The following is a 19847-nucleotide window of genomic DNA, read 5'->3' on the forward strand; positions in this document are numbered from 1 at the left end:
GGCCGGCGCCGGCCGCTGCCCAGCCGGATCGATCACGCAGGCGTCGCTTCGAGTTCGACCGCGGCCGCACGTTGCGGCGCCGGTTGCACGACGGGCGACGGCTGCCTCGCCTGCACCGACTCGCCCGCATACAGCGCCTTCGGGTCGAACACACGCGCCTGCAGCGGCGTGAACGCGCGGAAATTCCACAGGCTGCGCGCGACGAACACGCGCTGCACCCAGCGGAACGCGCGGTCGTTCTCGTCGTACTGCGGATCGAAGCGGTCGCGCGAATGCAGCGTGAAGTGGTTGTTGATCAGCACCAGCTTGCCCGGCGACACCTGCACGCCGAACGACACCTCGCGCACCGCGCGATACAGGTTGGCCAGCGCTTCCTGCGCGCGCGTGTTGACCGCCAGCACCATGTCCGGATAGAACGCGACCGTCACGCGCGGCGCATCGAGCGGCCCCGACAGCACGGCGCTCAGGTCGGTGTTGTCGCGCGGCGTGGGCGCCGCACCGCGCCACCGGTACGGCACGCGGATGATGTAGTGCTCGCCGTAGAGTTGCGCGATATCGTCCGGCGACAGCAGTTGCAGCGCACGGCGCGCATCGGCGAGCCGCGTGTACGGGCCCCCGCCGGCCTCGCTGCGCACGCCGAGCAGCAGCAGCGCGAACGGCGACGTGTCGCCTTCCGGCATGTGCGCCTGCGCGGCGTTCTCGATATGAAAGTCGAGCTCGACCTCCGAGCCGAGGCCCGTGTAGTCGCGCGAGGTCGCCTTGTGCGGCGTCAGGTTGTTCACCAGCTCGCGGCCCTCGTGTGCGATCGAATAGGGCTCGCCGGCCAGCGTGCTCAACGCGACCAGCACGTTCTCGCTCAGCACGCCGGCCTTGAACGAGCGGCCGGTTTCCTCGAACCGCGGGCTGCCCTTCACGTCGTCGTCGATCGGCAGGTTGTCGATCTCGATCGAGCCGTGTGCGTCCGCGGTCGGCGCCTTGGCACGATCGAATGCGTCGACGATCCGGTCGGGAAACGCGTTGTAGGCCAGCTTGCGGACTGCGCTGATATAGCCTGCGCCGCCGGCCGGGTCGTAGGCCAGCGCGCCGAGCGTCTGGCGAATGTGAGCGGATTCCGCTGCCGTCAAAGCGATGCGTGCATCTGCGAGATAGGTCATAGGTCTCTCGTATAAAGATCTGGTTCGAAGAGCGGCGTGGCACACCGCCGCGCTCCACCGTCCTCGGGGCGAAGCGCTCGACAAGACTAGGAGACCGTCATTGCATTTCGAAATGATATTAATTCGATTGCAAACAAAAATTATCGATATAAGTTCAGCAATCCTCGCGGAACCGGTTCACGTCCATGGCGTCATCCCTTAACACGAATACTTGTTAAAAAATCGCTGCTTATTATTTGTATTCGCCAACGGGTCGGTGCTAGTTTTCTGTCGGATTCGACGATGCAGCCAGCGCCCGACGGGTAGCCGGCTTCCTTCATCCGCCATACGGAAACCCGCCCGATGAATCGATACCGCCTGCCGCCGCACACTTGCCGCCCGCCCCGGGAGCCGCGATGAGCGACCGTGCCCCGACGCTCGACCGCATCGACCGCGTGCCGACCGCCGCCGCGGATTCGCCCCGCACGTCGCTGCGCGCGATCTTCCCGACCGTCGCGGCCGCGAGCCTCGGCTTCGCGATCGTCCAGCTCGACGTGACCGTCGTCAACGTCGCGATTCCGAGCCTCGGCCACGCGTTCGGATCGAGCATCCACGGGCTGCAGTGGATCGTCGATGCGTACACGCTGTCGTTCGCCGCGCTGCTGCTGACCTCCGGCACGCTGGCCGACCGCTTCGGCAGCCGCCGGCTGTTCGCGTACGGCCTTGCGCTGTTCCTGCTCGCGTCGCTCGGCTGCGCGCTCGCGCCGTCGCTGGCCGCGCTGGTCGCCGCGCGGGTCGCGCAGGGCGTCGGCGCCGCGATGATCCTGCCCACGTCGCTCGCGCTCATCACCCATGCCTGCGCCAACGATGCCGCCGCCCGCGTGCGAGCCGTCGCGTGGTGGAGCGCGACGGGCGGCGCGATCAGCGCGGCCGGGCCGACGCTCGGCGGCCTGCTGATCGATTCGCTCGGCTGGCGCGCGATCTTCTTCATCAACCTGCCGATCTGCGCGCTCGGGCTGTGGCTCACGCTGCGCCACGTGCGGGATTCGGCCGCCGCGCGCACGCGGCTGTTCGATCCGGCCGGCCAGTTCGTCGCGGTGCTAGTGCTCGGGCTGCTGACGGGCGGGATCATCCGGGCCGGCGCACATGGGTTGGGTGACCCGTATGCGGCCGGCGCGCTGATCGCGTCGGCCGTACTCGGTGCGTTGTTCGTCACGATCGAACGGCGCGTGGCCGCGCCGATGCTGCAGCTCGCGTTGTTCCAGGTCCCGCGCGTGCCGGGCGTGCTCGCGATCGGTGCGGTCACGAATGCGGCGTTCTACGGGCTGATCTTCTCGCTCAGCGTCTATTTCCAGAACGCGCGCGGCTTCACGGCGACCGAATCGGGGCTCGCGCTCGCGCCGCTCACGATCATCATGCTCGCCAACATCGCAAGCGCGCGGCTCGCGGTCCACTACGGCTTCCGCGCGACCGTCATCATCGGCCTCGCCGTCTCGCTCGCCGGCTACCTGTGGCTGTGGCAGACGCTCGCCGCGCACACACCGTACCTGCTGCTGGCGCCCGGGCTCGCGGCGATGGCGATCGGCGGCGGCATCGCGATTCCCGCGCTGACGTCGACGATGCTCGGCAGCGTCGAGGCCGGCCGTTCGGGCACCGCGTCCGCGATCCTCAATACCGCGCGCCAGGTGGGCGCCGCGATCGGCGTCGCGGCACTCGGCGCGCTGGTCGCCGGCCAGGGCGCGGCAATCGTGGCCGGCGCAGCGCATGCGTTTGCCATCGCGGCCGTGCTCGTCGCGATCTGTGTCGTGCTGGCCGTACGCTGGCCCCGCGACGCATCCGGTACCGGCACGCGGCCCTGAGCGCGCCGTCGCCGACCTCCTTCAACCGATCCCCATCCGAGCGAGGAATCCATGCAGCATCGCTTCATCGATACCGTCCTGATCGTCGACGGCGCATCGACCGCCGCCTACCTGGCCCCCGCGTTTCGTGCATACGGCATCCGTTGCGTGCATGTGATCAGCGACCCCGATCTGCCGGAAATCTACCGGAACCAGTTCGTGCCATCCGACTACATCCGCCAGGTCCAGCATCGCGGCGACATCGACGCGACACTCGCGCAGTTGAGCGATCTGCGGATCGGCGCCGTACTGCACGGCCTCGATGCGGCGCTCGAGCTGGCCGACACGCTGGCCGAGCGGCTCGACGTGCCGTCGCGCAACCCGCTCGCGACCTCCGCCGCGCGGCGCGACAAGTTCGCGATGAACGAACGCATTCGCCAGGCCGGGCTGCGCGCGCCGGCGCACTTCCACAGCACGTCGGTCGATGAGGCGCTCGATTGGGCGCGCGCGCACGGCACGCTGCCGCTCGTCGTGAAGCCGGCGCGCAGCGCGGGCGTGGCCGGCGTGAAGATCTGCCGGACGCTCGAGCAGGTCGAGGCCGCCGCGCGCGACGTGCTGGCCACCCGTTCGCTGTACAACCAGCCGAACGACGACATCGTGATCCAGAGCTATTCCGAGGGGCAGGAATACATCGTCGACTCGGTATCGTTCGAAGGCCGGCACCGCGTGGTCAGCCTGTGGGAAGTGCATCGCGACCGCACGCACGCGCCGCGGCTCGACAAGATGCTGGTGCTGAACCACGCCGACCCGCGCTACGCCCCGCTGCTCGACTACGCGGCCGATGTGCTCGACGCGCTCGACGTGCGTTTCGGGCCGACCCACCTGGAGCTGTTCGATACGGCCGACGGCCCGACGATCGTCGAGCTGAATGCGCGGCTGCACGGCAGCCTCGATCCGCGGCTGACGAGTGCGGTCAGCGGCGAGAATCACGTGTCGGCCGCCGTCGAAGCGGTGCTGCATCCGGAGCGGCTGTTCGGCGACGTCACCGCACCGACGGATTTTCGCGGGTACTGCGGGCACGTGCTGCTGCTGTCGTCGCGCAATGGCGTGCTGCGGCAGGATTTCACGTGGCAGGCGATCCAGGCGCTGCCGTCGTTCGTCGGGCTCAAGCAGTGGATCAAGGTCGGCGACACGCTGCGCGTGACCACCGACCTGCAAACCGCGCTCGGCACGGTCGGCCTGTACAGCCCGACCTTCGAGCGGCTGCTCGAGGATTGCCGGCGGATTCGCGAGATCGAGGCCGATTTCTTCGCGGACGAAGGCGCGGTTGCGCCGGCCTAGGGCCGCGTCATGCGTGTATCAGCGCGCGAGCAGCGCCCCCGCCTGCCGGCCGAGCACCGCGCGCAACGCGTCGAGCTCGGGCAAGGCAGGCGCTTCGTCGGGCGTGACGAGGTAGGTGGTCACGCTGTCGAGATCGTCGAACGCATGCGTGCGCACTTCCTTGCGCGCCACGTGTTCGGTCGTGATCCGCTTCGGCAGGATCGCGACGCCCATCCCGGCCGCCACGCAGCCGAGGATCGCGCCGAACGTGCCGAACGACGACACCGATTCGATCGCGACGCCGCGCGCCTTCAGCCAGTGCTCCGCGACCGCGCGATACGGGCAGCCATCGTGAAACGCGAGCAAGCGCACCGTGTTGTCGGCCAGCAGTTGCCGGCGCGTGACGGTCGCCGCGCTCACCAGCACCATGTCTTCCGCGAACGCGGGCTCGTAACGCAACCCGGGCCGGACCACCGCCCGTGCGGTCAGCGCCGCGTCGATCCGGCCGCGCAGCAGCGCCTCGGCCAGATCCGGCTCGCTGCCGATCTGCACCGCGAGGCCGAGCGCCGGATCGCGTTCCTTCAGCGCGGCGGCCAGCGCCGGCAGCCGCGTGGCGGCCGTGCTTTCCATCGAACCGAGCCGGAAGCTGCGGGCAACCGGCGTTTCGCGCACCACCTGCGTCGCTTCGTCGACGAGGCGCAGGATGCGATCGCAATACGGAATCAGCCGGCGCCCGGCATCGTTCAGCACCAGCCGCTTGCCGTGCCGGTCGAACAGCGGCGCATCCAGCGACTCCTCGAGCTGACGCAGCCGCGCCGTGACGTTCGATTGCGTGCAGCCGAGCCGTTCGGCCGCACGCAACGCGCTGCCTTCCTGCACGACGGCCCGGAAAGTTTCGAGCAGAGGGATGTTCATATCGATTTCTCTTGTTACCGATTCAGTTTATATCATTTTACTTCGCCCATCATCCGGATTAGCCTAGGGCATGTTCCGAGGAATCCGCATGCCATCCGCTGCCTGCTCCGGCTTCACGCCCGTTCGCCGCCCGCCCGAGGTTCGTCCGTGCGTACACTGATCGCCGCGCTGGTGCGGCGCGGTCCGACCGTGCTCGCGTGCGGCGTCGGCCTCGGGCTGCTGGTGCCGCCGCTCGCGGCGCTCGCGCGGCCGCTGATGCCCGTTACCGTGTTCGTGTTCGTGCTCGGCACGCTGCTGCGCGTCGAACCGAGCGCCGTGCGCGCGGTCGCGCGACGGCCCGCGGTGTCGCTGCTGCTGCCCGCGATGACGATGATCGCGTGCCCGGTCGCGCTCGGCGTCGCCGCGCGGCTCGCCGGCCTGCCGTACGACTGGGTCGTGGCACTGGTGATCGCCTACTGCGCGCCGCCGTCGAGCGGCACGTCGACGATCGCGCGGATGCTGTCGCTCGACGCCAGTGTCGCGCTCGTCGCGACCCTCGCGTCGATGGTGTTCGTGCCGCTGACCGCGCCGCTGCTGACCGCCTGGTTCAGCCACGACGCGGCGGTGTCGATCTCGCCGTCGAGCCTCGCGCTGCGGCTCGCGCTGCTGATCGGCAGCGCCGAGGGCGTCGCGCTGCTCGTGCGGCGCTTTGCGGGCGCACGGCTCGCGCGCCATGCGACACCGATCGACGCCATCGTCGTCGTTGCGCTACTGATATTCGCGCTCGGCACGATGGCCGGCATGCAGCAGTCGATCGTCGACGCCCCGCACCGCGCGTTGACCGCGATCGCCCTCGCGTTCGCCGTCAACGCGGGTTTTCAGATCGTCGCGTACGGGCTCACGCCCGGCGACGTCCGCACGCGCCTGAACGTCGCGCTGATCGTCGCCAATCGCAACGTCGGGCTGATGTGGGCCGCGCTCGGGCTGGCCGCGACGCCGACCATGGCGCTCGTGTTCGCGTGCGCGCAGTTGCCGATCTATACGCTGCCGCGCGTCGTCCAGCATCTGCTGCCGCGCCTCGAGGCGCAGCGCCTGCGTCGGCGCGCACGCTAGCCGGCTTCCCCCTTCCGCCCTCGATCAAGGATTCCTCATGAAGCGACTCATCGTGATCGGCGCACGCGCCACCGGCAGCAGCATCGCGCTGGTGCGCGCCGCCCTCGCACGCCAGGTGGCCGTGACCGTCATCACCGCGCCCGGGCATCGTCTCGACGGCGTGTTTCCCGACGGCGTCGAGACGGTCAACCTCGCGCCCGACGCCGGCCAGCTCGCCGGCTGGCTGCGCGCGCACTTTCCGGACGAACTCGACACGCTGCGCGTGACGACCGTGCACGATACCTATGCGCGCACCGCGGCATGGGTCGCCGATGCGCTCGGGTTGCCCGGCCCCGATGCGCGGCATGTCGCGTATGCGGTGTCGAAGTCGAACCAGAAAGCGCTGCTCGCCGAGCACGGCATCCCGGCCGCGCAGTTCGTCGCGGGTACGCTGGCCGCGCCGGCGGCGCTCGCGGCGGCGGCTGCCCCGTTGCGCTTCCCGGTCGTCGTCAAGCCGTCGGAAGGCTCCGCGAGCGACGGCGTGCGCCGCTGCGAGGACATCGCCGCCGTGCGCGCGCAGCTCGACACGCTCGCCGCCGCCGCGCAGGCCGACGCACCCGCGCTTGCAACCGAACGCGTCGTCATCGAGGAGTTCCTGACGGGCAGCGAATATTGTGTCGAGTATTTCGACGGCCGCTACGTCGGCGCGCTGCGCAAGCTGAAGCGGCATGGTGCCGGTTTTCTCGAGCGCGGGTATACGTCGGAACTCGATCTCGACGCCGACACGCTACGCGCGCTGATCGACGTCGGCACGCGCGCGACGGCCGCCGCCGGGCTCACGTGGGGGCCCGTGCATCTCGACTGCATCGTGCATGATGGCGTGCCGCACGTGATCGAACTGAATCCGCGGATCGCAGGCAGCTTCATCTGCGACATCGTGCGCGACGGCTACGGCTTCAACGTGGTCGAAGCGTTGCTCGACAAGCTCGACGGAAAGGCGGTGACGATCCCCGAGCTGTTCGAGCCGCACGCGTATGCGCGCGCCGAATTCCTGCTCGACAGCGATCCCCGTGCGTGGCGTTTCGCGCAGGCGGGCGAGCTCGACGATGGCGCGGTCAGGATCAGCTACGGGCCGCAAGTGCTGCCCGATCGCGAGCGGCGTGCGTTTCTTTATGTGCGGGTTGCGTTGCCGGCAGCACACGGTGCGGCGAACGGCGCAGGAGCGGCGGCTGAGCGCCGTGAATCGAAGTCGACTACCGAGTCAGCCTGACTTCAGGTGAGCGTGGTTTGCTTGCGCCGGCGGGAGGCGTCCCGCGCCAGAAGAAAAACACGAGCGCGCCTGCGATCGCCTGCGCTACGACGACGAATGCGACGCAGCCCACCCAGCCCCACCGATTCCATGCGGGAACGGGCAGGACCGAGCCGAGACTGCCGCCAAAGTAATAGAAGGACAGGTAGACGCCAATCGCCGTCGATCTTGCACCCGGTGCCGCGCGCGAGATGAACGCATTGGCCGACGCCTGCTCGACGAACACCGCGGTTGAACTGAGCGCGAGACCGGTCAGGATCGCGACGATACTGCCCGACAAGGTCAGCAATGCACCGACCATCGCGAGCCCGGTCGCCGCGAGCGCGAGATCGCGCGGGCCGCGTTTCGCCGCGACGCGGCCCGCGAGCGGCGTGACGACGACCGCGACGAGAAACACCGCATAGATCGCGCCGATCTCGACCGTATTGAAGCCAAATGGCGCGCGGGCCAGCCGCAGTCCGACGAAGGTGAACGTCGCGACCTGCGAGGCGAGCACGCATGCGCCGACCAGAAACGAGGCCAGCAGCGGGCCGCGCGTCAGGAGCTTCCAGCGCGGTGTCGACGCTCCCTCGCCTTCCGGACGCGCGGCGCCGGACGACGGCAGGCACGCGTGGATCGCGAGGCCCGTTGCGAGACACAGGAACGCGATGAAATCGAGCGCGTGACGCCAGCCGAACCCGGACGTCAGCACGTTGGTCACGAAGCGTCCGGCGAAGCCGCCGAGTGTCGTGCCGGCGACGAAGAGTGCGCTGACCTCCGTCGCCGCGTCGTGGCTGAAGATCTCGCCGATGCAGGCGATCGAGATCGCGAAGATGAACGGCATCAGCATGCCCGCCGCAAAGCGGGCGGCGAGGAACGATGAGAAGCTCGCCGCGTGTGCCGACCACACGACGGGAAGCACACACGCCACGGCAGCCCACGAAATCACCGTTCGGCGATCGAAGCGGGCAGCCAGCGCACCGACGAACGGCGCGATAATGGCAACCGCCAACGTGGTGGCGCTGATGCCCTGGCCTGCTCGTTCCGCGCTCACGTTGAAGGCCGCGGCGAGTTCGTGCAGGATGCCCTGCGTCGAATAGAGATTGAGAAAAGCCGCGAAGCCGCACAGGAAAAATGCGAATCGGATGGTTCTGTTGCCCACTGGTGACGCCCTCTCTGGTGTGGGTGACAGTCTGACGAGTGGACGACACGCGTGCCAATACTGATTTCGTGGCCATTGATACCGAAACGACAAGAATGCTCGACCTACGCCGCCTCCGCTATTTCGTGACCGTCGCCGAAGAATTGCACTTCGGACGCGCGGCGTTGCGTTTGCGTATCGCCCAGCCGCCGTTGACGCGCCATATCGCCGCGCTGGAAGCCGACCTCGGTATCCGGCTGTTCGAACGATCGACACGTGCGGTGCAGCTCACGCCGGCAGGCGCGCTGTTCCTCGAACACGCGAGGAGCGTCATTCATGCAGTCGACGAGGCGGAGGCAACGGCGCGCAAGATGGCGCAAGGTGTGGTCGGTCGCGTCGTGATCGGCTATGCGAGTTCCATTCCGATGTCCGACGCGTTTTCGGACATCATCCGCAATGCGAGCCGCAGCATGCCGGAAGTCGAGCTGGCGTTTCGGGAAGTATCGACCGCCACTCAGCGCCAGCAGATCGCCGACGGCACGATGGACGTCGGATTCGGCTGGTCAGCGGCGAAGGCACCCGGGGAGCGCATCCGGTCCCTCGTCGTGTCGCGGGAGTCGCTCGTCGCCGCGGTTCCCGCCCGGAGCAAATACGCGGACAAGGCGACGATCGAGTTCCGTGAACTGGTCAAGGAGAACTTCGTCACGTTTCCCGCGGGTTACGGTTCCGCGCTGAACGCCGCGCTCGAGGATCTGTGCGCGCAAGAGGGCGTTACGCCGCGGACAGGGCCGACCGCGTCGCAGATCACGACGCTGGTGTCGCTGGTGGCCGCGGAACGCGGCGTCGCCATCGTGCCCGGCTTCACGTCGACGTTGCAACGCTCGGGCGTCGCTTACGTGCCGCTGGCGAGGCCGCACGTTCTGGAATTGGTCGTTACGTGGCCCGAACCGTTCTCGTCGAGCTGCGTCGAGCAGTTCATCGAGTTTGCCAGGTCGATCACGCGCGGCTAGGTCCTGTTGACACAAGCCCCGATCACCCGAGCGGAAAATACGTGACATCCAGCGCGAGCGGCGCATTCAGCGCAACGGCGACCACGTCTCCGGCAAGCCGATCGTCGACGTCGCCCTTTCGATCTGTTCCGGCCCGCCTGCCGGCGGCCACAGACCCTCGGCGTAGTGCCGCTTTCTCAACGCCATGCGTTCTTCCAGACTCGAGAATCCCCAGATGTGCGTGATGCGTGGCGGTCCATCGAGCGCGTACATGTTGCAGACGAGATGCGACGTATAGGCCTTGGCCGGGCCCACCGCACGTTCCCACGCGGCCATGGTCGGCGCAATACCGCCGGCTTTCAGCCAGTAACGACGAATCTCGTAAAAGCCGCCGAATGCACCCGGTTCGATGTCGGGTAGAAAAGGAAAAAGTGCATAGCTTTCCATCGTCAATCGAACGGACGCGCTTTCAATTCCGAAAGGTCGCGCGGCGCTCAACGCCCGATCGCGTTCATGCTGCAATTCATCCATCGTCTCGAAGCCACGCAGCACGACAATCCGCGATAGCTCACCGATTTCCGTGCGCCATGCGCCAAGCAGCCGCCCTTGCGCGCCGGCATCCGATACCCAGCGATGCGCATGGCCGGACACCCTGTCCTGGTCCAGAAGCGGACACGACAACGTTGTGAGTTCATACGGCATTTCTGCTCTCCTTTCGCTCGTCTATCGCACTGTATTTCCAAACCGGTGGCCGATAAACGCGCCGCACCTTGAAACAGAATCCAGTAGCATTGCGTAATGGATCTCCTCAAGGCGATGGCAGTATTCGTCCGTATCGTGGAAACGGGTAGCCTGACGGCGGCCGCGCAAGCGTCCGATCTGTCGCCGACCATGGTCGGCAACTACCTTCAGACTCTGGAAAGCCGGCTGGGCGCGGTTCTCGTGCACCGCACGACCCGCAAGCAGAAAGTCAGCGCGTTCGGCCACGCTTACTACGAGCGATGCGTCGAAATTCTCGGTCTGGTCGACGACACGGAACAGCTCGCGCTCGCTCACCTGAAGCAGCCACGAGGGCGTTTGCGCGTGACCGCGCCTGTCGTGTTTACGAACGAGTGCCTGATTCCCGCGCTCGCGGACTATTACCGGCGCTACCCCGAGATCAAGCTCGATATCGTCGCAACCGATTCGCTCGCCGATCTGTTCGACGAAGGCTTCGAGGCGGCCATTCGCATCGGCACGCTCGCCAACCCGGATGTGGTGGCGCGTCCGCTGGCGCCATATCGGCTGGTGCTGTGTGCGTCGCCCGCTTACGTTCACGAACATGGCGCGCCGGCTACGCCGCACGCGCTAGGCGAGCATCATTGCCTGACCTATGCATATCCGCCCCGATCGGAATGGCACGCGGCGCAAACCCAATGGACGCTGGAAGGCCCGGATGGGCCGATGAGCCTGTCCGTGGACGGCAGACTGAAAATTGACAATGCGGACGCGTTGCGCCGGGCGGCGCTGAGAGGGCTGGGTATCGCGATGCTTCCTTCCATCTTGATACGCGACGACATTCGCGAGAAGCGCCTCATCGAGATCATGCCGGACTTCGCCGGCCCCGAACGGACGATGAATCTGCTTTATCTTCAGGAGAGGCAGCAATCACCGAAGCTTCGCAGCTTCACTGAATTCGTGGTCGACCGGTTCGGCGCCGAAACGGCCTGTCGGACGTGAGGCGGTGACCGCCGGTCGGGCAAGGCGTCGTATTTCATCGACACCTCGCGATTTCGACCCGATGCGCGTTTCCGCCTTCACCCACCGTGGTCGTTCGTCTGCACCGGCCTGCGACGGAATGGCGCCGAAGCGACGGTGCTCGAATCGGATCGCGCCGCCTCCGCCGACTGCAGGGCGTTGCCGTTAGCCGCGCGAATCGACCCAGTTGCGTGCCCAGCGTGCCGAATGCGCGAGCGCCTGTGCCTCGCTCGTGAAGTAATCGAGCGAATAGAACTGATAGCGGCCTTCGTCGTGCGTGCTATCGGCGCGTTCGAGCAGGAGGTTGGATGAAAAACTACCGTCGGGCAAGCGATGCGCCGAGGGTTGGACGGCATAGCCGTTGTATTGTTGAATTCGTTTGTTGTGCATTTTAATTTTAATGATGTTCGAGTGCGCGCGTGCCGTGCGAAATGCGCACGGATACACCGATTCAAAGCCATTGCGGACTGAATCTGACGCAGTCGGAAAGCGAAAATAAGGCGTTGCGGCCGGAGGGGGAATGAAGTGCAACGAGACGTGTGACGCTCGGCCAGCTGAATCACTCGATACAGCTCAAGGCGATCGCGCCAACTTGGGGAGGCGAAGCTCCGTTGGGATGTCGCTGCGACCCGGCGTCCGTCGTGGGAGGCCGGGCCCTTCAAACTTTACAGCGGCTTGATGTTCGCCGCTTGCAGACCCTTCGGGCCTTGCTTCGTTTCGAAGCTCACTTTTTGATTTTCAGCCAGCGTCTTGAAGCCGTCGGCACGAATTTCGGAGAAGTGAGCGAACAGGTCGTCGCCGCCCTTGTCCGGAGTAATGAAGCCAAAGCCTTTGCTGTCGTTGAACCACTTGACGATACCGGTATCCATGAAGATTCCTTGAGAAAAAAATACGAAGAGTTGCTCTGATGAAGAGCGCGTGAAGCGTCAAGGAGGGAGAGGACAACGAATACCGCTGAGGAGGAGCAGCAATTGATGAACAGCAATCGGACTTCTTGGACTTCGGTGCATACACTAACGGCAGGCGATGGCTGCGTCAACGACTATCTTGTAACTGTGTGACATCCAGCTCGACGCGCCGACATCGAGACGCCCTTCCGCATCGCAGACGTGACTCCCCGACCGCGGGCAGCGAAGCCGGAGGCTGTCGTCACGACTGGACCCACACCGCCCCGCTTCACGCCTTCGCGAAGGCGAGCAGCAGCTCGCCGAGTTTGCCCGGTTGCTCCTGCTGGATCCAGTGACCTGCGCCGTCGATCAGCTCGATGCCGCGCATGCTCGTCGCCGCCTTCGTTCTCATCAGATCGAGCGCGCCCGGCGCCGAATAGGTGCCCCAATCGCGCTTGCCGCCAATGAAGAGCGACGGGACGTCGATCGTCCTGCCCGAAAACAGGCGCAACTCAGCATTCAGGTCGGGATCGGACAAGACACGATAAGCCTGAAGCGCGCCTTGAAACCCGGTGCGGCCATACTCCGCCGTGTATACGCCAAGTTCCGCGTCGGTAAGCCATGTGCAGGCAAGGATGTCGGCGGCGGACGGCTGGAATGGCGCGACGGTTTCGGGCATCGTCTTGCCGAGATCCATCACGTAGTACGTGGGCATTTGCGCCAGCTCCGCGGCCGTGAGCGCCTTCAGCGGATGCGGCTTGTTGCCCGGCCAGTCGGCGCTCTTCACGTGGAAAAATGCACGAAGAAACGCTGATAGACCTTGGGGCGGGTGCCACATGTCCCGGTTGGCGTTCCGTGTGCACAGGTATTGCTGGTAATACGCTCTCGGCGGATCGAGCGCGGCAAGTGCGGCCGCCAACTTCCGGCCTTCGCTGTTCGGTTGAGCCGACGATGTCTCGTTTCGCGCCGTGTCGAATGGTAGCGCCGGCGGACCAGGGAACGGCGCACTCATCAGCACCACTGACGGAAAGACGTCCGGCCGCGCCAGCGCGCAATACGCCGCCACGGGCGAGCCGAGGTCGTGCCCGACCAGCATCGACGTATGCCGATACCCCAACGCCGATACCAGTCCGAGGGCGTCGCGCGTCATATTCAGGAGGCTGAAGGGCCCGAGCGGGGCGTCATAGTCGTTCGCCCAACCGGTGGTACGTCCATAACCGCGCTGGTCGGGTGCCACGACGTGGTATCCCGCGTCGGCCAGGATGGGCATGAGATGCCGCCAGCCGTAGGCCAGATCCGGAAAACCGTGCAAAAGCAACGCGAGCGGCCGGCCGGCACTTTCATGACCGGCTTCGAGAATGTGAACATCGAGGCCGTTCACCCCATGGATCATGCGCGAGCGCACTCCTTTCGGAAGCGTTCCTGCACCGTATGTCGGCGTGGCCAAATCACTCTCTCCTGTCGGGGTTGCGCGCGCAGGTCGAAGCAAGGCAGCAACCAGGCCGACCGCGCCCATCGCCAGGACGGTTCGTCGCGGCGCCGATGGTTTGCTCTTGTCGACGGGCATCGTCGAGCTCCGAAATATGGTGATCACCATAGTATGGCGATCGCCATAGACCGGTCAAGCGGAACGTGGTACTTTTCCCGCATGACACGCAAGACTGACGCTCGCGCTCGCGCGATTGCCACGGCCGAACGGCTGTTCCGCATCCAGGGCTACACGGCGACCGGGCTGACCCAGATCCTCGAGGAAAGCGGCGCGCCCAAAGGGTCGTTCTACTTTCACTTTCCTCGCGGCAAGGCCCAACTCGCCGAGGAAGCAATCGATAACTACGTCACCCATCGAATTGCCGTCTTGCAGAACATCTCGGCTGATACGACCGGCCATGCGCTGGATTTTGTTCGCCAGATCTTCAGCGCATTTGCGGCCGAAATGGTCGCTACCGATTTTCAGTACGGGTGTCTCATGCAAAACCTGGCAAACGAACTGCCCGCGCTCGACGCCGAGTTGACCCAGCGGGTGGCGCGAGGGTTTGCCGATTCGACCGAGGTGATTGCGGCGCATTTCAGGGGGTGCGGTTTCGCTGCCGCACGCGCATCCTCGGCCGCGACCGCGTTGGTCGCCGCGCTCGAAGGCGCCCGCACGGTCGCGCGCCTGGAACGCTCGCCGGCCGTGTTCGACGCGCTGGCAGATGTCAGCAGCCAGGGATGGGGCGCTTCCGAGGGGTGATCCGGCCCAATGTTCTCGTCATGCGTCGTGCCTTGCGCACATCACGGGGAAATTGCCCGTTGCCGTGATGCCGCACCGGTTCGGTATCCGCGAACGCACGACGTGCCGCGAATTCTCTCGACCGCGTTAGCTCGAACTGTGCAGCGGTAACCGGGCAACGTGAACGCGTGGAAACCGGCAAGCAGCCGCACGAGTACCCCGAGTTCCGAAGCATGGCCAGGTCGATCAAGCATGACCTCGCCGCGCAGATCGTCTATCGATGATCTGATTGCATGCGTGGCCGGGGCGGAAACACCCGAAAACCACGAAACCTCCGGCCGCCATCGCGAACGCCCAAACCGCAAGTCAATGCGAAGCACCGAACAGTCGAATCACGACGCCGCGCAGCCACCGGTTGCCGGCCTCGTGGTGATAGCGCGCATGCCAATGCTGCCGCACCGCGAAGCCTTCGACGGGAATCGGGCACGCATGAACCGCCAGATCGTTGGCCTGGGCCAGCGTCTCGCCGATATGACGGGGTAGCGTCGTGATCAGGTCGGTCGTCTGAACGATCGCCCCCAGCCCCAGAAAGCCCGGCAATTCCAGCACCACGTCTCGCTCGATGCGCGCCTGCCGCAGCGCCTGTTCGAGGAGTTGCGCCCCCGTTCCCGCCGTAATGGCGACATGCCCTTCCGAACGATACTGCTTGGCCCCGAGCCGACCGCGAATCCTCGGGTGATGCCGATTCACCAGACAAATCCAGTCCTGGTCATACAGCTTCTGCTGATAAATGCCGCCGCCCAGCCACGGCACGTAGCCGATGGCGAGATCGGCTTCGCCGGATTCGAGCGCCCGCTCCGTATTGCCGTCGATCCGTGCCGCTTCCAGCCGGACGCCCGGCGCCTGCGCCCGGACATGGGCCAGCAGCCGCGGCAGCAGCGTGACGTGGCTCGCGTCGGTCATGCAGATGCGAAAGCGTCGCTGGGCGGTCGCGGGATCGAACGCGATCTCCCACGCAGTGAAGCGCCGCAGCGATTCGAGAATTTCCCGGCAGGGCCCGATCAGCGCGTCGGCTTGCGGTGTCGGCGCCATGCCGCCGGGCGTGCGGATGAACAGCGGATCGTGCAGGTGTTCCCGCAAATGCCCGAGCCAGATGCTGACGGTCGGCTGGCTCTGGCCGAGCTGCTCGGCGACGCGCGTGACGCTGCGCACGTCGTACAGGAGATCGAATAGCTGAAGCAGCTTCAGGTCCGGCAGATCGGCAGGCATCGTCGCATTATTGTCCATGGCAATGACGTCATTGTACTCATTGCATTGTCGGTATGAGCGGCGGCTCCTATCGTGAGGCCATACGTCAAGGAGACACCATTGAAAATCGCGATTCTGGGAGCCGGCGCACTGGGTTGTGCGATCGGCGCCACCCTCACCGAAGGCGGTCACGAGACCTGGTTGATCGACCGCTCGCCCGCACACGTCGATGCGATGCGTCGCGACGGCCTGCGGATCGACGACGCCCGCGGCACCCGCCAGGTACACGTACACGCGACGACGCAGGCGGCCGAAGTCGGCACGGCCGACGTGGTCGTGGTGCTGGTCAAGTCGTTCCACACTGACGCGGCGATCCGCGGCGCCCTGTCGCTGGTGGGGCCCGATACCGTCGTGCTGTCGCTGCAGAACGGCCTCGGCCACGAGGACATCCTGAGCGACGCCGTCGGCCGCGAACGCGTCCTCGCGGGCAAAACCTACGTCGGCGGCGTGCTGCGCGGGCCGGGTCATATCGAATCCGGCGTGATCGGCAAGAGCACCTACATCGGCGAACTCGACGGCCGCATCACACCGCGCGTGCAGGCGATCGCCGCCGCGTTCGATACCGCCGGCCTCGCGACGACGATCAGCGACAACATCGTCGGCACGATGTGGGACAAGCTGCTGGTGAATGTCGCGACGGGCGCGCTGACCGGCCTCACCGGCCTCACCTACGGGCAGCTCTACGACGAGCCGCTGTTGAAGGCGACGTCGCTCGCGGCGGTCGCCGAAGCGATCGCGGCGGCGCAGGCAGCCGGCGTCAAGCTGTCGATGACCGATCCCGAACAGGCCTGGACCCTCGCCGCCGAGGGGCTGCCCGCCGCCTTCAAGACCTCGATGCTGCAAAGCCTGGAGAAAGGCTCGATCACCGAGATCGACTTCATCAACGGTTCGGTCGTGCGCGCCGGGCAGCGCCATGGCGTGCCGACCCCGGTCAATGCCACGCTCGTCGCCTGCATCAAGGGGCTGGAGCGTGCGATGGCCGATCGCCAACGTGAGGAGGCCGCCGCATGAGCGCCACGAAAGCCTATCTCGAACACGTTGCGATCTGGGTGAAGGACATCCACTGGCACATCCGTTTCTTCGAGGACGTGCTCGGCATGACACTGCGCGAAGTGGACGGCCCGCTCGACGCACCGCGACAGTACTGGACGCTCGGCGGCATGCAGTTCATCCACGCGCCCGAACATGACGGCCCGGAAGGCCGGCTCGCCCATCTCGGCGTGATGTGCGAGGACCTGGAGGCCGCGCTGGCCGCGGCGCAGCGATTCGACGTGACGGAGATGCCGCAGGGGCGCAACTGGATTCGCCTGCCCGACGGGCTCGCCGTCGAACTGATTCAGGCCAGGCCGGCTTCATGCGTCGCGCAGGCGCTGGCGATCAACCCGCGCGCGGAGGCATGACCATGACGATCGTCGAGAAATACTGGGACGATGCCCGCGAGGGCGACACGTGCACGAGCCCGACCTACCTCGTGACCAAGGAACGCATTCTCGCGTACGCCGACCTCACCGGTGACCATACGCCCGTTCACGTGGACGAGGAATACGCGAACGCCAGCCATTTCGGCTGCCTCGTCGCGCACGGGCTGTTCGGCCTGTCCATTGCCGACGGCCTGAAGACGCAGAGCGACTATCGCTTCCTGCCGGGCATGTCGCTCGGCTGGACCTGGGATTTCCTGCTGCCGATCAAGGTCGGCGACGTGCTGCACGTGACGTTCCGCGTCGGTTCGATGCGGGCCAGCAAGAGCCGCCCGGACTGGGGCATCGTCGTGCTGCCGTCGGAGCTGATCAATCAGGACGGGCAGGTCGTTCAACGCGGCGAACATCGCCTGATGGTGCCGCGCCGTCCGGAGGCACTGTGATGCAGGCACGTCCCCTCGAAGGCATTCGCGTCGTCGACTACAGCCATTTCCTCGCCGGCCCGTATGTCGGGCGCTGTCTCGCGGCGCTCGGTGCCGAAGTGATCAAGGTCGAGCGCCCGGGCACCGGCGACGCCGGACGCCAGCACGCGACCGTGCTCGACGACCAGCAAAGCGGCTACTTCCTGCAGCTCAACATGGGCAAGCGCGGCGTGAGCGTGAACATGAAGGACGCGCGCGGCAAGGCCTTCATGCAGCGGTTGTGCGACTCCGCCGACGTCTTCATCGAGAACTATCGGCCGGGCGCGCTGGACAAACTCGGGCTCGGCTATGAAGAACTGTCGGCGCGCAATCCGGGCCTCGTCTACTGCTCGATTTCGGCGTACGGTCACACTGGTCCCGACGCACATCGTGCCGGCTTCGGGCTGATCGCCGAAGCGAAGAGCGGGATCATGCAGATGGTCGGCACGCCCGGCGAGCGGCCACCGCTGCTCCGCATATCGCTCGGCGACATGTACACCGGCATTCATGCGGTCGCGGCGATCAACGCCGCGCTGCTGGGGCGCGTGAAGAGCGGCCGCGGGCAACACGTCGACATGGCGCTGTACGACACGCTGGTGTCGATGCACGAGTATGCGGTGCAGTGCTACACGCTGAAGGGCGTGCTGCCCGAGCAGACCGGTCACGACATGCCGACCTCGACACTCTATGGCGTGTTCCGTGCCGCCGATGGCGATCTCGTGATCGCCGCGCAAGTCGACGACGCATGGAAGCGCTTTGCACAACTGATCGAAGCACATGGCGGCCCGGCTAGCTTCGGCGCGGACACCCGATTTCACGACAGCACCGGGCGCAACGCGCATCGCGCGGAGATCCTGTCGATGGTCGAGCCGTGGGTGGCCGCGCGTTCCGTCGCGTCGGTACTGGACCTGCTGGACGGCATCGACGTTCCGTGCGCGAAGGTGCAGCGCATCGACGAGGTATTGAACGATCCGCAGATCCAGGCCCGAGGCATGGTCGTCGAGCAGCAGCATCCACGCTACGGGACGCTGCGCCTGCCCAACCTGCCGTTCCGGTTTTCCGATTGCGATACGACGATTCGCGAGGTCGCGCCCGATCTCGGCCAGCACAACGCGGAAGTCGCGCGGTCCCTCGGGTTCGATGCGGCCGAAATCGACGCGATGCAGGCCGACGGCGTCCTCTATTCAAAAGTGAGCCAATGATGACCGACCAATACGCGGTGATCGGCAATCCGATCGGACACACCAAATCCCCGCTGATTCACGGCCTCTTCGCGCAAGAGACGCAGCAGGACCTCCGCTATACGGCGATCGAGGGCCCGCTCGAGCCGGCAGGCGCTTTTGCTGCCACTGTTCGTGCGTTTTTCGACGGCGGCGGCAAGGGCATCAACGTCACCGCACCGTTCAAGCTCGACGCATTCGCGATGTCGGACGAACGCAGCGAACGGGCGCAGCTCGCGGGCGCGGCCAACGCGCTCAAGTTCGACGGCGGCCGCATCCTGGCGGACAACTTCGACGGCATCGGACTGGTTCGCGATATCGAGGCGAACCTCAATCTGCCGATGGCCGGCAAGCGTGTGCTGGTGCTCGGAGCGGGCGGCGCAGCGCGCGGCGCGCTGTTGCCGTTCCTCGAAGCCGGCCCGGCGGAACTCGTGATCGCGAATCGCGACGTCGACAAGGCGCGCGGGCTGGCCGCGCAGGTCGCCGGACGCGGCCCCCTTGTTGCCAGCAGCTACGCGGACCTCGCGCGGATGGGATGTTTCGACCTGGTCGTCAACGCGACGTCGGCCAGTTTGACCGGTGACCTGCCGCCTGTCCCGCCGAGTGTGTTCAGTCCAACGGGCACCGCCTACGAACTCGCCTATGGCAAGCGGCTCACGCCGTTTCTCCGGCTCGCGAAAAACGCGGGCGTGCACGGGATCGCGGATGGTGTCGGCATGCTGGTCGAGCAGGCAGCCGAGGCGTTCGCATGGTGGCGCGGCGTGCGGCCCGCGACCAGCGCGGTGATCGACCGGCTGGCCGTGCCGTTCGACTGAACACGCAATGGGGATCGGCATGCAGGCGATCCCGATGCGCCAAGGCATCGATCGCGACAGTGTCGGCGGGCGCGATCCGGTAGACTCGGCGGGCGCG

The 19847-nt window shown here is 66.3% G+C and carries 20 protein-coding genes; 12 read left to right on the forward strand and 8 right to left on the reverse strand.

Annotated features, from left to right (window positions below; translation table 11 throughout):
• Nucleotides 1-32 precede the first annotated feature (32 nt).
• Nucleotides 33-1154: a TauD/TfdA family dioxygenase gene (locus BLS50_RS32555; protein WP_074807831.1), complete on the reverse strand. Its 1122-nt coding sequence runs from the start codon at nucleotides 1152-1154 to the stop codon at nucleotides 33-35.
• A 395-nt stretch (nucleotides 1155-1549) separates the two neighbouring features.
• Here BLS50_RS32555 and BLS50_RS32560 point away from each other — a divergent pair, with 395 nt between their 5' ends.
• A complete protein-coding gene (locus tag BLS50_RS32560) occupies nucleotides 1550-2992 on the forward strand; it encodes an MFS transporter (RefSeq protein WP_074808710.1) in 1443 nt (480 codons plus the stop codon).
• Nucleotides 2993-3043: 51 nt separating this feature from the next.
• Complete coding sequence (locus BLS50_RS32565) at nucleotides 3044-4312, forward strand: ATP-grasp domain-containing protein (protein WP_074807834.1); 1269 nt, start codon at nucleotides 3044-3046, stop codon at nucleotides 4310-4312.
• A gap of 18 nt (nucleotides 4313-4330) precedes the next feature.
• Here BLS50_RS32565 and BLS50_RS32570 read toward each other — a convergent pair whose 3' ends face one another.
• Nucleotides 4331-5206, reverse strand: a complete 876-nt coding sequence (locus BLS50_RS32570; RefSeq protein WP_074807836.1) for a LysR family transcriptional regulator — start codon at nucleotides 5204-5206, stop codon at nucleotides 4331-4333.
• Between the two features lie 147 nt (nucleotides 5207-5353).
• Between BLS50_RS32570 and BLS50_RS32575 the strand changes: the two genes are divergently transcribed.
• Nucleotides 5354-6298 carry a hypothetical protein gene (locus tag BLS50_RS32575; protein ID WP_074807839.1) on the forward strand — a complete coding sequence of 315 codons (945 nt, stop codon included), beginning with the start codon at nucleotides 5354-5356 and terminating at the stop codon, nucleotides 6296-6298.
• Nucleotides 6299-6335: 37 nt separating this feature from the next.
• Nucleotides 6336-7547: an ATP-grasp domain-containing protein gene (locus BLS50_RS32580; RefSeq protein WP_074807843.1), complete on the forward strand. Its 1212-nt coding sequence runs from the start codon at nucleotides 6336-6338 to the stop codon at nucleotides 7545-7547.
• Here BLS50_RS32580 and BLS50_RS32585 read toward each other — a convergent pair.
• A complete protein-coding gene (locus BLS50_RS32585; protein ID WP_074807845.1) occupies nucleotides 7531-8727 on the reverse strand; it encodes an MFS transporter in 1197 nt (398 codons plus the stop codon). The genes BLS50_RS32580 and BLS50_RS32585 overlap by 17 nt on opposite strands.
• A 95-nt stretch (nucleotides 8728-8822) precedes the next feature.
• Here BLS50_RS32585 and BLS50_RS32590 point away from each other — a divergent pair, with 95 nt between their 5' ends.
• Nucleotides 8823-9716 carry a LysR substrate-binding domain-containing protein gene (locus BLS50_RS32590; protein WP_074807848.1) on the forward strand — a complete coding sequence of 298 codons (894 nt, stop codon included), beginning with the start codon at nucleotides 8823-8825 and terminating at the stop codon, nucleotides 9714-9716.
• A gap of 66 nt (nucleotides 9717-9782) precedes the next feature.
• On the opposite strand, the gene BLS50_RS32595 is transcribed toward BLS50_RS32590, so the two are convergent.
• On the reverse strand, nucleotides 9783-10397 hold the full coding sequence (locus BLS50_RS32595) for an NIPSNAP family protein (RefSeq protein ID WP_074807851.1): 615 nt from the start codon (nucleotides 10395-10397) through the stop codon (nucleotides 9783-9785).
• A 96-nt stretch (nucleotides 10398-10493) separates the two neighbouring features.
• Here BLS50_RS32595 and BLS50_RS32600 point away from each other — a divergent pair, with 96 nt between their 5' ends.
• Nucleotides 10494-11414, forward strand: coding sequence for a LysR family transcriptional regulator (locus BLS50_RS32600; RefSeq protein WP_074807854.1), 921 nt, complete (start codon nucleotides 10494-10496; stop codon nucleotides 11412-11414).
• Nucleotides 11415-11597: 183 nt separating this feature from the next.
• Here BLS50_RS32600 and BLS50_RS32605 read toward each other — a convergent pair whose 3' ends face one another.
• The 3 genes from BLS50_RS32605 to BLS50_RS32615 form a co-directional block, all read right to left on the reverse strand.
• A complete protein-coding gene (locus BLS50_RS32605; protein WP_011549078.1) occupies nucleotides 11598-11822 on the reverse strand; it encodes a hypothetical protein in 225 nt (74 codons plus the stop codon).
• A 275-nt stretch (nucleotides 11823-12097) separates the two neighbouring features.
• Nucleotides 12098-12301: a cold-shock protein gene (locus BLS50_RS32610; protein WP_011549079.1), complete on the reverse strand. Its 204-nt coding sequence runs from the start codon at nucleotides 12299-12301 to the stop codon at nucleotides 12098-12100.
• 307 nt (nucleotides 12302-12608) lie between these two features.
• The gene (locus tag BLS50_RS32615; protein ID WP_074807857.1) at nucleotides 12609-13712 is read right to left on the reverse strand and encodes an alpha/beta fold hydrolase; all 1104 of its coding nucleotides are present in this window, start codon (nucleotides 13710-13712) and stop codon (nucleotides 12609-12611) included.
• A 255-nt stretch (nucleotides 13713-13967) separates the two neighbouring features.
• Here BLS50_RS32615 and BLS50_RS32620 point away from each other — a divergent pair, with 255 nt between their 5' ends.
• Nucleotides 13968-14549, forward strand: a complete 582-nt coding sequence (locus tag BLS50_RS32620) for a TetR/AcrR family transcriptional regulator (protein WP_175849094.1) — start codon at nucleotides 13968-13970, stop codon at nucleotides 14547-14549.
• Nucleotides 14550-14894: 345 nt separating this feature from the next.
• Here BLS50_RS32620 and BLS50_RS32625 read toward each other — a convergent pair whose 3' ends face one another.
• On the reverse strand, nucleotides 14895-15815 hold the full coding sequence (locus tag BLS50_RS32625) for a LysR family transcriptional regulator (protein ID WP_074807862.1): 921 nt from the start codon (nucleotides 15813-15815) through the stop codon (nucleotides 14895-14897).
• Between the two features lie 81 nt (nucleotides 15816-15896).
• On the opposite strand from BLS50_RS32625, the gene BLS50_RS32630 reads away from it, so the two are divergent.
• Genes BLS50_RS32630 through aroE form a run of 5 tightly spaced genes read left to right on the forward strand, consistent with a single transcriptional unit; the run spans nucleotide 15897 to nucleotide 19750 of the window.
• A complete protein-coding gene (locus BLS50_RS32630; protein ID WP_074807866.1) occupies nucleotides 15897-16847 on the forward strand; it encodes a ketopantoate reductase family protein in 951 nt (316 codons plus the stop codon).
• A complete protein-coding gene (locus BLS50_RS32635) occupies nucleotides 16844-17236 on the forward strand; it encodes a VOC family protein (protein WP_074807869.1) in 393 nt (130 codons plus the stop codon). The genes BLS50_RS32630 and BLS50_RS32635 overlap by 4 nt, the downstream gene beginning before the upstream one ends.
• 2 nt (nucleotides 17237-17238) lie before the next feature.
• Nucleotides 17239-17697, forward strand: a complete 459-nt coding sequence (locus tag BLS50_RS32640; RefSeq protein ID WP_011549085.1) for a MaoC family dehydratase — start codon at nucleotides 17239-17241, stop codon at nucleotides 17695-17697.
• Entirely contained in the window at nucleotides 17697-18917 is a 1221-nt protein-coding gene (locus BLS50_RS32645) for a CaiB/BaiF CoA transferase family protein (protein ID WP_074807872.1), read from the forward strand. The genes BLS50_RS32640 and BLS50_RS32645 overlap by 1 nt, the downstream gene beginning before the upstream one ends.
• The gene (gene aroE, locus BLS50_RS32650; protein WP_074807876.1) at nucleotides 18917-19750 is read left to right on the forward strand and encodes a shikimate dehydrogenase; all 834 of its coding nucleotides are present in this window, start codon (nucleotides 18917-18919) and stop codon (nucleotides 19748-19750) included. The genes BLS50_RS32645 and aroE overlap by 1 nt, the downstream gene beginning before the upstream one ends.
• The last annotated feature ends 97 nt before the right edge of the window (nucleotides 19751-19847 follow it).

The sequence above is a fragment of the Burkholderia orbicola genome (assembly GCF_900100915.1).
In the GTDB taxonomy this organism is placed as follows: domain Bacteria; phylum Pseudomonadota; class Gammaproteobacteria; order Burkholderiales; family Burkholderiaceae; genus Burkholderia; species Burkholderia orbicola.